The organism is Pseudomonas sp. NPDC089741 (assembly GCF_044748825.1).
Classification (GTDB): Bacteria; Pseudomonadota; Gammaproteobacteria; order Pseudomonadales; family Pseudomonadaceae; genus Aquipseudomonas; species Aquipseudomonas helmanticensis.
The window spans coordinates 96274-108316 of sequence record NZ_JBIVGT010000019.1 but is presented as its reverse complement, the minus strand read 5'-3'; the positions used below and the strand labels follow the sequence as shown (position 1 = coordinate 108316).

The window sequence follows — 12043 nt, the reverse complement described above, 5'->3', positions numbered from 1 at the left end:
TGTTGCAGGAAATGGGTCGCGAACCGACCCCGGAAGAGCTGGGCGAACGCATGGACATGCCTGAGGACAAGATCCGCACGGTATTGAAGATCGCTAAAGAGCCGATCTCCATGGAAACGCCGATCGGTGATGACGAAGACTCCCATCTGGGTGACTTCATCGAAGACTCGACCATGCAGTCGCCAATCGATGTCGCCACTGTTGAGAGCCTGAAAGAAGCGACTCGCGAAGTACTGTCCGGCCTCACTGCCCGTGAAGCTAAAGTACTGCGCATGCGCTTCGGTATCGACATGAACACCGACCATACACTCGAAGAAGTGGGCAAACAGTTTGACGTAACGCGTGAGCGGATCCGTCAGATCGAAGCCAAGGCGCTGCGCAAGCTGCGCCACCCGACGCGAAGCGAGCATCTGCGCTCCTTCCTCGACGAGTGATACCAGAACCCCCGGCCCAGGCCGGGGGTTTTGTTTATATGGCAGATTAAATTCCTCGCACCACCCCTCCCCCGCATACCCCGTCTACACTCGAAACAATCATCCCCGAGCCATAACGAGAGCGTTATGCCCAGACTGGCGTCCGTGCTTTTTTTGCTGTCACTGATGATCTGGACCGCAACGGCTGACGCGCTGACTCTGACCGATGAAGAACGTAGCTGGCTGGCGGCTCACCCGGATTTGCACCTTGGTGTGGACGCGTCGTGGCCGCCGTTCGAGTTCCGCGACGACCAAAACCGCTACCAAGGGCTGGCAGCCGACTATATCGACGTTATTCGTCAACGCCTCGCGATCAAACTCACGCCCATCGAACCCGTGAGCTGGACAGAAGTGCTGGAGCAGGTCAAACAAGGCAAGATCGATCTGTTGCCAGGGATCATGTCGACCCCGGAACGCCAGACCTACCTGTCATTCACCCGGCCTTACCTCGACTTCCCGATTGTCATCCTCGCCCACGTCGGAGGCGCGCAGCCGCGCAAACTCGAAGACCTCTACGGTCTGAAAATCGCCGTGGTGGAAAACTACGCGCCGCATGAGCTTTTGCGCACGCACCACCCGGATCTGAATCTGGTGGCCATGCCCAATGTCAGTTCCGCCTTGCAGGCCCTGGCCACCGACGAGGTCGACGCGGTGGTCGGCGACCTCGCTTCCAGCGTCTGGAGCCTGCGCCAGCTCAAACTCGACGGTTTGTACGTCAGCGGCGAAACCCCTTATCGCTATCAATTGGCGATGGCCGTACCCCGCGACAACAAAATGCTGGTGGGCATTCTGGATAAAGTCCTGGCCGACATGAGTCCGGACGAAATCAGCAGCATTCAGGAGCACTGGGTCGGCAACGTTCTCGATCATCGGACATTCTGGTCAGATCTATTGGTTTACGGCCTGCCCGGCTTGCTCCTGCTGGTGATCGTGCTGGCCGTGGTGATCCGCATCAACCGGCGCCTGAGTTCGGAAATCGCCCGGCGAATCGACCTCGAGCAGGAGTTGCGCAGCAGCGAGTATCACTATCGCGGGCTGGTGGAGAGCCTGTCGGCCATCGCCTGGGAAGCGCGGATGAGCGACTTCACCTACAGCTATGTGTCCCCGCACGCCGAAGATCTGCTCGGTTATCCACAATCGCACTGGCTGATTCCGGGTTTCTGGCGAAATATCATTCATCCGGCAGATCTGACCCGAGCTCAGGCCATCTGTGATGACGCCGTACGCGAGGGTCGCGATCACACGCTCGACTATCGGGTAATCACCGCCGATGGGCGCTGCCTGTGGGTGCGCGACATTGTCAGCCTGATCGAACACGGTCATGAGCCGGTGATGCGCGGCTTGATGATCGACATCAGTGAGACCAAGCGCACCGAAGAGGCTTTGCGCCTGTCCGAGCAGAAATTTGCTTCGGTATTCCAGCAATGCCCGGACATTCTGGTAATCGCGCGGCTGTCCGATGGCTGTTTGCTGGAGGTCAACGAAGCGTTTGAGGAACAGATCGGACTGAAGGCCGAAGAAGTCATTGGCCAGACCGCCACCGATCTGAATATCTGGGGCATTCCCGGGGTCGGTCCGGGACTGTTGCAGCGCTTGCAGGCCGGCAGCATCCGCAACCTGGAAATGCCCTTTCGCCGCAACAACGGCCAAGTATTTACCGGCCTGATTTCCGCCGAGCCGTTCGACCTCGACACCACTCCGGCACTGGTGGTGGTGGTGCGCGACATTACTCAGCTCAAGGAAACCCAGCAGCAACTGCAAACCTCGGAAGAGAAGTTCGCCAAGGCGTTTCATGCCTCGCCCGATGGCTTGCTGTTGTCACGCCAGAGCGATGGCCTGCTGCTGGAGGTCAACGAAGGCTTCAGCCGCATCACCGGTTTCAACAGCGCGATGTCGGTGGATCGCTCGGCGCTGGATCTGGGCATCTGGGTCAATCTCAACGAACGCAAACAGATGCTCGATCTGCTGCATCGTGACGGTTTTGTACGTGACTTCACCTGCCATATCCGCCGCAGCGACGGGCTGATCCGCCTTTGCGAAGTCTCCAGCCGACCTCTGCCAATCGGCGAAGAAGACTGCATGCTGACCATCGCCCGGGACATTACCGAACGCCATCTGATGCAGGAAAAATTGCAGCAGGCGGCTACCGTATTCGAGAGCACCGCCGAAGGCGTATTGATCACCGACACCCAGCAGCACATCAGCGCGGTCAATCGGGCCTTCACCGAAATCACCGGTTACAGCGAAAGCGAGGCGCTCGGCCACACGCCGCGTCTGCTCGCCTCCGGCCTGCATGACAGCGCGTTCTACGCGGCGATGTGGCATCAGTTGACCGACGAGGGGCATTGGCAAGGCGAAATTTCCAACCGACGCAAGAACGGCGAGTTGTACCCGAGCTGGCTGACCATCAGCGCCGTGCGTAACCGCGACAAATTCATTACCCACTTTGTCGCCGTGTTCGCCGACATCTCCAGTCTCAAGCATGCGCAGGCCAAGCTCGACTATCAGGCACACCACGACCCACTGACCGGCCTGCCGAACCGCACGCTGTTCGAAAGTCGTCTGCTCATGGCACTGAACAATCAGCAGGAAAACGGTGGTCAGGGCGCTGTGCTGTTCCTCGATCTTGATCGCTTCAAACACATCAACGACAGCCTCGGCCACCCGGTCGGCGACCTGCTGCTCAAGGGCATCGCCGTGCGCCTCAAAGAGCAACTGCGCGACATCGATACCGTGGCGCGACTGGGCGGCGATGAATTCATCATCCTGCTGCCCGGCCTGCAGCAGGCCAGCGACGCCGACAACATCGCCACCAAGCTGCTCAACTGCTTCGGCGCGCCGTTCCAGGCCGGTGAGCATGAGTTCTTCATCAGCGCGAGCATCGGCACCAGCTTGTACCCACGTGACGGTTGCGACGTCGCTACGCTGGTGAAAAACGCCGACGCGGCGATGTACCGCTCCAAAGCCAAGGGCCGCAACCGCGTCGAGAGCTATACCCGCGACCTCACCGCCCAAGCCAGTGAGCGTGTGGCGCTGGAGCACGAACTGCGCCGAGCCATCGAGCGCGATGAGTTGCACCTCTATTACCAGCCAAAAATCAGCCTCGACGACCACCGTCTGGTCGGCGCTGAAGCACTGATCCGCTGGCGGCACCCGACCTTCGGCGAAGTACCACCTGAGCACTTCATCCCGCTCGCCGAAGAGAACGGCATGATTCTGCAGATCGGCGACTGGGTGCTGGAGACCGCGTGCCGACAGATGTTCGAATGGAACCAAGTCTATGACAGCCTCGGTCCTCTGTCGGTGAACCTCGCCGGCGCACAATTGCGTCAGCCGAACCTGCTTGGCCGCATCGAACAACTGCTCAACGACAACGGCCTGATGCCGGATTTACTGCAACTGGAAATTACCGAGAATTTCATCATGAGTCAGGCCGAAGAGGCGCTGGCCGTGCTGCACCAACTCAAACACCTCGGCGTGCAACTGGCGATCGATGACTTCGGCACCGGCTATTCCTCGCTCAGCTACCTCAAGCGCTTGCCGCTGGACATCCTTAAAATTGACCAGTCCTTCGTCCGCGGACTGCCCGATGACCCCCACGATGCGGCGATTGTCCGGGCCATCATCGCACTGGGCCGCAGCATGCAATTCACCGTCATCGCCGAGGGTGTGGAAACCCAGGCACAGCAGCAATTCCTCGCCGCCGAAGGCTGCGAACAGATCCAAGGCTACATCGTCAGCCTGCCGCTGCCACCGGAAGAATTCGCGGCAACGTTTCTTCGTGTAACCGTATCGGATTATTCGGATAGCACAGCCGAGAAACCGTCGCTATAATCCGCGACCTACTGAGGGCCTATAGCTCAGTTGGTTAGAGCAGAGGACTCATAATCCTTTGGTCCACGGTTCAAGTCCGTGTGGGCCCACCAAATTGAAAGCCGCGCTAAATGCGCGGCTTTTTCTTGGGCGGTCGATCGGTAAACGTCAAAAAACATCAGTTATCCGAAACCGCGCAACTCACACCATTTTTCTCCTTCAGCCTTTTAACTTTTGGAAGCACTGGAAAGCAGAAAGCCCCGACGCTTTCGCATCAGGGCTTTCTGTGAATCTCTATCGGCTTGTTCTTTCACGGCTACCCGCATATCCCGCTCACTGGCTGGGAGTGACTTGCGCCACCGAAATCAACACCCCTTGCTACCAAGGTTCCGGTCAGTGCTGAGGTGGCGATGATAGTGCCCGCCCCTTACGCAGGCAAATAAAAAGGGCAGCATTAAGGCTGCCCCATGGGTATTCAAATCCTGATATCTGCATCCTCAGGAAATTGGATTAGAGGTCTCACCTTACACCGACGTAGCAGCATCGCTGAGGTACCTACGTCTGCTGAAGCCCTGCAAGGCAGCAGATTTCGCGCTCTTGCCCACATCTTTGACAAGGATCAGCGTCGTGTCAACTTGGTAGTCTTGTAACATGCGTAATTCACCCCCCCCCATGGAGCCGCCCCTTGCCAGACACCCGCCCGCCCGCACTCGATGAAATCGATCGTCAGCTGATCGCCGCACTGCAAATCAACGCCCGCGAAAGTGTGGCCATGCTTGCCCGGCAATTAGGCATTGCGCGCACCACCGTGACCTCTCGATTGGCGCGGCTGGAAAAGGCCAAGGTCATCACCGGTTATGGCGTACGTCTGGGCCAGCGCGTGGTCGATGGCGGCTTGCAGGCCTACGTCGGGATCAAGGTGCAGCCGCGTTCCGGCAAGGAGGTGGTGCGCCGGTTGAGTGCGATGGCGCAGGTGCAGCAATTGTGTGCGGTGAGTGGCGAGTTTGATTATGTCGCGTGGTTGCGCACCGATTCGCCAGAGCAGCTCGATCAGTTGCTGGATCAGATTGGCAGCGTGGATGGGGTGGAGAAGACGACGACCTCGATTATTTTGAGCAGCAAGGTTGATCGGGGGCAGCCGGTTTGAGTGTTGGCCATATCATTTCGGTTGGCTGATAAGGCCTCTTCGCGGGCAAGCCCGGCTCCCACATTTAACCGAGTTGCGCACAGAATCTGTGCCAAGCACAAATCCACTGTGGGAGCGGGCTTGCTCGCGAAGGCGGTAGACCAGCTACTACTGATAGCGACTGAATGAATGCCTTCGTGAGCAAGCCCACTCCCACATTTAACTGGGTTGCTCAAAAAATCTGCGCCAAGCGCACTCCCACATTTTGGTCGGTATGCAGGCAACAATCGTCATATTGATCATCTTATTGGCAAAACGACGACACTTTGCGTCTTATTAACGTGCTCTACGCTCCCTAGAATGGCTGGCATCTTTTCCTATACTCAGACGCGCATCCCGCGTCGGGTCGCCAGCAAGGTCAACCATGAACAAGAACAATCGCCATCCTGCAGACGGTAAGAAACCAGTCACCATTTTCGGCCCGGACTTTCCGTTCGCGTTCGACGACTGGATCGAACACCCGGCCGGCCTCGGCAGTATTCCTGAACATAATCACGGCGCCGAAGTGGCGATTGTCGGCGCAGGCATTGCCGGTCTGGTGGCCGCTTACGAGCTGATGAAGCTTGGCCTGAAACCGGTGGTTTATGAGGCGTCGAAGCTTGGTGGTCGGCTGCGCTCGCAAGCGTTCAACGGCACCGATGGCATCGTCGCTGAACTTGGCGGCATGCGCTTCCCGGTCTCTTCCACGGCGTTCTATCACTACGTCGACAAGCTCGGGCTTGCGACCAAACCTTTTCCGAACCCGTTGACGCCAGCCTCCGGCAGCACCGTGATCGACCTGGAAGGCAAAACCCACTACGCACAGAAACTGGCGGATCTTCCTGCACTGTTCCAGGAAGTGGCTGACGCCTGGGCGGATGCACTGGAAGCCGGCTCGCAGTTCGCCGATATCCAGCAAGCCATCCGTGACCGTGATGTGCCGCGCCTGAAAGAGTTGTGGAACACCTTGGTGCCGCTGTGGGACGACCGCACGTTCTATGACTTCGTCGCCACCTCGGAAGCCTTCGCCAAACTGTCGTTCCATCACCGCGAAGTGTTCGGTCAGGTCGGTTTCGGTACCGGCGGCTGGGACTCGGATTTCCCTAACTCGATGCTGGAAATCTTCCGCGTGGTGATGACCAACTGCGACGATCACCAACACCTGGTGGTCGGCGGCGTCGAGCAAGTACCGCAAGGCATCTGGCGGCATGTGCCGGAGCGCTGCGTGCATTGGCCAGAAGGCACCAGTCTGAAATCCCTGCACCGTGGCGCGCCGCGCTCCGGCGTGAAGAAAATCGCTCATGCGCCGGATGGCCGTTTCGCCGTCACCGACAACAACGGCGACACCCGCGAATACGCTGCTGTGCTCACCACTTGCCAGAGCTGGCTGCTGACCACGCAGATCGAGTGCGACGAAACCCTGTTCTCGCAGAAGATGTGGATGGCGCTTGATCGCACTCGCTACATGCAATCTTCGAAGACTTTCGTGATGGTCGACCGGCCGTTCTGGAAGGACAAGGACCCGGAGACCGGCCGCGATTTGATGAGCATGACCCTCACCGATCGCCTGACCCGTGGCACCTATCTGTTCGACAACGGAGACGACAAACCGGGCGTGATCTGCTTGTCGTACTCGTGGATGAGCGACGCCTTGAAGATGCTCCCGCACCCGGTGGAAAAACGCGTTGAACTGGCGCTGAACGCGTTGAAAAAGATCTACCCGAAAGTCGACATTGCCGCACGGATCATTGGCGATCCGATCACCGTTTCCTGGGAAGCCGATCCATACTTCCTAGGTGCGTTCAAAGGCGCACTGCCCGGCCACTACCGCTACAACCAGCGCATGTACGCGCACTTCATGCAGGACGACATGCCCGCCGAGCAACGCGGAATTTTCATCGCTGGCGACGACGTTTCGTGGACGCCGGCATGGGTCGAAGGCGCGGTACAAACCTCGCTCAACGCGGTGTGGGGGATCATGAAGCATTTCGGCGGTTCGACACATAAAGCGAACCCCGGCCCAGGTGATGTGTTCAAAGACATCGGCCCTATCGCCCTGCCCGAGTAAGAGGAATCCCTGATGCGTGTAGCCCTTTACCAATGTCCACCGCTGCCACTGGACCCCGCCGCCAACCTGCAGCGCCTGCATCAACTGGCGATGGAGGCCAAGGGTGCGGACTTGCTGGTGCTGCCGGAGATGTTCATGACCGGCTACAACATCGGGGCCGAGGCGGTCAGCACGCTGGCTGAGGTCTACAACGGAGAATGGGCGCAGCAGATCGGCCGGATCGCCAAGGCGGCGGGGCTGGCGATTGTTTACGGGTATCCGGAACGCACCGCTGACGGTCAGATCTACAACGCCGTGCAGTTGATCGATTCGCACGGTGAGCGCCTGTGCAATTACCGTAAAACGCATCTGTTTGGTGATCTGGATCGCTCGATGTTCAGCCCGGGTGAGGATGATTTCCCCATCGTCGAACTCAATGGCTGGAAGCTAGGTTTCCTGATCTGCTACGACCTGGAATTTCCGGAAAACACTCGGCGTCTGGCACTCGCCGGCGCCGAGTTGATTCTGGTGCCGACCGCGAACATGATCCCGTTCGATTTCGTCGCCGATGTCACCGTGCGTTCGCGCGCCTTCGAAAACCAGTGTTACGTGGCCTACGCCAACTATTGCGGCCACGAAGGCGACATCCATTATTGCGGGCAAAGCAGCCTTGCCGCGCCGGATGGTAGTCGCATCGCCCAGGCCGGACTCGACGAAGCGTTGATCATCGGCGAGCTTGATCGGCAGTTGATGCTCGACTCGCGCGCAGCCAATCGCTACCTCAGCGATCGTCGCCCCGAGCTTTACGGCGCGCTGAACCAGCGCTAATCCGCTAGCATTGGCACTTCACTGTTCTGGAAGTGCCCATGCCTGCGCCGACTCACCCCCGCCCCCATACTGAAACCCTGGCCAACGGCTTGCGTGTGACCCTGCGTCATGTGCCCGGTTTGAAGCGCAGCGCCGCCGCATTGCGCGTGGCTGCCGGTAGTCATGACGTGCCGCTGGCGTGGCCGGGGCTGGCGCATTTCCTTGAGCATCTGCTGTTTCTCGGCACCGAGCGTTTTCCTGCGGGCGAAGGGCTGATGGCCTACGTGCAAGGTCACGGTGGCCAGGTGAACGCCAGCACCCGGGAACGTACCACTGATTATTTCTTTGAGTTGCCGACTAAAGCGTTCAGCGCTGGGCTGGAGCGTCTGTCAGACATGCTCGCCCAGCCACGTATGAAACCGGAAGATCAGTTGCGGGAACGGGAAGTGTTGCAGGCAGAATTTATCGCCTGGTCGCAAGATCCTGCGGCGCAGCAGCAATTTGCCTTGTTCGAAGGATTACCGGCAGAGCATCCGTTGCGCGGGTTTCATGCGGGGAATCGGGACAGTCTGCAAGTCGAGCAGGCTGCGTTTCAACAGGCGCTCAACGATTTCCATCAGCAGTTTTATCAGACTGGGCAGATGACCTTGAGCCTGGTTGGGCCGCAGAGTCTCGAAGAATTGAAAGCGCTGGCTGAGCAGTTTTCACAGGCCTTACCGGCTGGGGATAACGTTGCGCAGGCGGCAACCGTGCCGCTGACGGTGAAAAGTTATCAACAGGTCAGTGAGCGACGCGGCAATTTTCTGTTTGCGTTTGATTACTTGCCTGAGTCGTCTGTCGAGGCTTTGGCGTTTCTTTGTCATTGGCTGAACAGCACCAAACCCGGCGGGTTGCCCGCACATTTGCAGCAGCAGAAGCTGGCAGATGGCTTGAAAGCCGCGCCGGTTTATCACTTCAACGGGCAAGCGTTGTTGCAGCTGGAATTCACCGCGCCACCGGAATCGTTAAATGCCATTCGCGAGCAGATCCTGGATTGGCTGAATTTCTTCGCTCAGCAAGATTGGGCGCCACTGCGCAAAGAATACGCGGCCCTGCTTGAACGTCAGCAGCAAGTCAGCGGCGCGCTGCAACTGGCGCGGCTCGACAGTGAGCAGCTTGAAAATGGCTTGTCCGATAGAGGCGCTGAAGCCCTCACACAGATCCTCAGCGAAATCGGCACTGTGGATAACTTCAGCGAGCACTGGCATCTGCCCGCCGCCAATCCATTCCTGCGAGCCAATGAGCCTTTGGCCAACGCCGGACTGATTCGCGGCCAGACCAGCGCCCACCGAGGCCTGCGTACGTTCGCTCAGGATCGATCGCGCGGCCGTCGTGAACGCTCGCCGATGCAGTTCAGCCAGGCGTTGCCGGACAGCACTGATGAAGGCGCGATTTATCTGCGCTGGCAGATGAAGGCCGCCGCCAGCACTGATCTGCACTCGCGGTTGCAGCGCAGTCTTCGGCAAACGCAGCAAGATGCGCGTGAGGCCGGCGTCGAGCTGACTTTCAGCGCCACTGGCAACCAATGGTTGCTGAAGCTCAGCGGTCTGCAGGAGCCAATGCCCGGCGTCCTCGAGCACGCGCTGAAATGTCTGATACAGGTTGACGCCGACTCAACGCTTGCTGAGCCGAAACCGCCGCTGATCCTCATTCGCCAACTGCTTGAACTGCTGCCGGAACATGTTCTGCCATCAGCCAAAACCGGGGACGATGCCAAGCACCTGTGGACAACTTCACGCTGGGACGGCCTTGCTCTGGGTCTTGATCAGCAGACGCAATCGGCCATGGGCCTGGCCCTGAGCCGTATTCCCGGGACCCCGGACAATCAGTTGCCAACGCCGGCGGCGATCACGGCGCACAAACACTGGAGCCACATCGATACCGCCTCCAGCGAACACGCCTTGTTGCTGTTCTGCCCAACCGCCAATCGCGATATCGCCGACGAAGCTGCATGGCGAATGCTCGCGCAGCTGTGTCAGACACCGTTCTATCAGCGTTTGCGCGTCGAGTTGCAATTGGGCTACGCCGTGTTCATTGCGCTTCGCCAGATTCAGGGGCAGACCGCCCTGCTGTTCGGCGTGCAATCGCCAAGTGCCAAACCTGCGGAGTTGCTCAAGCACATTCAACAGTTTCTCATCGCAATTCCCGCGCTGATCGAACAACTTGATGAAGCCAGTCTCAGCCAGCAACGGCAAAATCTCGCGGATCAATTCGGTGACGCCACACTGGCCAGCAGAGATGCCGCCGAACTGCTGTGGCAGGCCAGGCTCGCGGGCCACTCGTCGGATTATCTTGAGCAATTGATCAGCGCAATCGGCCAACTCGACCGCCAGACATTGCTCGCCGCTGCTCAGCGTGTGATCAACGCAGAAGGTGGCTGGCTCTGCCTCGCCAGCGATCCGGCGCCGCAAACCGCATGGCAAGCGACAAAATGATCATTACCAAGGCTGCAAGGAGCTTTCTCAAAGATTCACGGGCAAACCCGGTGACATTTTGAGTAACATAGCAGCCTAACTATTTGGAACATCTTTGCGCTGCCGTGGACTATACCTATGGACAGCGCTATCCCACCCACCCCGAGGAGACACATCATGTCCTGGACAAAACCTGCTTACACCGACCTGCGTATCGGCTTCGAAGTCACCATGTACTTCGCCAGCCGCTGAGTTCTGCTTACATAGAACTGCAGTGCAACGCCTCGGCTCGCCGGGGCGTTTTATTTTCCGCGTTGAAATGATGGAGTGTTCATGTTCGTCCAGATTCTGGGTTCGGCCGCTGGTGGCGGTTTTCCGCAGTGGAATTGCAACTGCGTCAATTGCGCAGGCTTTCGCGACGGCAGCCTGAATGCCAAGGCCCGCACCCAATCGTCCATCGCGATTTCCGATGACGGCGTGAACTGGGTGCTGTGCAACGCCTCGCCGGACATCCGCGCGCAGCTGCAAAGCTTCGCCCCGATGCAACCGGGCCGCGCCCTGCGTGACACCGGCATCAGCGCGATCATCCTGATGGACAGCCAGATCGACCACACCACCGGTCTGCTCAGCCTGCGCGAAGGCTGCCCGCATCAGGTCTGGTGCACGGACATGGTTCACGAAGACCTCAGCACCGGTTTTCCATTGTTCAAGATGCTTACCCACTGGAACGGCGGGCTTGCCTGGAACCGCATCGAACTCGACCAGAGTTTCACCGTGGCCGCCTGCCCGAACCTGCGTTTCACCCCGCTGCCATTGCGCAGCGCCGCGCCGCCGTACTCGCCGCACCGCTTCGACCCGCACCCGGGCGACAATATCGGTTTGATCGTTGAAGACCTGAACACCGGCGGCAAGCTGTTCTATGCGCCAGGACTGGGCAAGGTCGATGCGCCGTTGCTGGAAATCATGGCGAGCAGCGATTGCCTGTTGGTCGACGGCACGATGTGGGATGACGATGAAATGCAGCGTCGTGGCGTCGGCACCCGCACCGGACGCGAGATGGGCCATCTGGCACAGAACGGGCCTGGCGGCATGCTCGAAGTACTGGAGCAACTGCCTGAACAGCGCAAGGTGCTTATCCACATCAACAATACCAATCCGATTCTCGACGAGGATTCGCCGGAGCGTGCGGAATTGGCGCGGCGTGATGTTGAAGTGGCGTATGACGGCATGAGTATTGTGCTGTAAGCATTTGAGACCGCTGCGCGGTCTATCGCGAGCAGGCTCA

The 12043-nt window shown here is 59.0% G+C and carries 8 protein-coding genes and 1 tRNA gene; all 9 read left to right on the top strand.

Features of this window, described 5'->3' with window-relative positions; genetic code table 11:
- Positions 1–434 (top strand): sigma-70 family RNA polymerase sigma factor (locus ACIPZE_RS18670; RefSeq protein ID WP_400774485.1); only part of this gene is annotated, 434 nt, incomplete at its 5' end.
- Positions 435–560: 126 nt separating this feature from the next.
- On the top strand, positions 561–4307 hold the full coding sequence (locus ACIPZE_RS18665) for a bifunctional diguanylate cyclase/phosphodiesterase (RefSeq protein WP_129395772.1): 3747 nt from the start codon (positions 561–563) through the stop codon (positions 4305–4307).
- A gap of 15 nt (positions 4308–4322) precedes the next feature.
- A tRNA-Ile gene (locus ACIPZE_RS18660) sits at positions 4323–4399 on the top strand.
- A 572-nt stretch (positions 4400–4971) separates the two neighbouring features.
- Positions 4972–5433: an Lrp/AsnC family transcriptional regulator gene (locus ACIPZE_RS18655; RefSeq protein ID WP_400774483.1), complete on the top strand. Its 462-nt coding sequence runs from the start codon at positions 4972–4974 to the stop codon at positions 5431–5433.
- A 403-nt stretch (positions 5434–5836) separates the two neighbouring features.
- Positions 5837–7519 carry an NAD(P)/FAD-dependent oxidoreductase gene (locus ACIPZE_RS18650; RefSeq protein ID WP_283438569.1) on the top strand — a complete coding sequence of 561 codons (1683 nt, stop codon included), beginning with the start codon at positions 5837–5839 and terminating at the stop codon, positions 7517–7519.
- Between the two features lie 12 nt (positions 7520–7531).
- A complete protein-coding gene (locus ACIPZE_RS18645; protein WP_400774481.1) occupies positions 7532–8326 on the top strand; it encodes a carbon-nitrogen hydrolase family protein in 795 nt (264 codons plus the stop codon).
- A 38-nt stretch (positions 8327–8364) separates the two neighbouring features.
- The gene (pqqF, locus tag ACIPZE_RS18640; protein ID WP_400774478.1) at positions 8365–10779 is read left to right on the top strand and encodes a pyrroloquinoline quinone biosynthesis protein PqqF; all 2415 of its coding nucleotides are present in this window, start codon (positions 8365–8367) and stop codon (positions 10777–10779) included.
- A gap of 156 nt (positions 10780–10935) precedes the next feature.
- Positions 10936–11010, top strand: coding sequence for a pyrroloquinoline quinone precursor peptide PqqA (gene pqqA / locus ACIPZE_RS18635; protein ID WP_003422658.1), 75 nt, complete (start codon positions 10936–10938; stop codon positions 11008–11010).
- An 81-nt stretch (positions 11011–11091) separates the two neighbouring features.
- The gene (gene pqqB / locus ACIPZE_RS18630) at positions 11092–12003 is read left to right on the top strand and encodes a pyrroloquinoline quinone biosynthesis protein PqqB (protein WP_283438566.1); all 912 of its coding nucleotides are present in this window, start codon (positions 11092–11094) and stop codon (positions 12001–12003) included.
- Positions 12004–12043 lie beyond the last annotated feature (40 nt).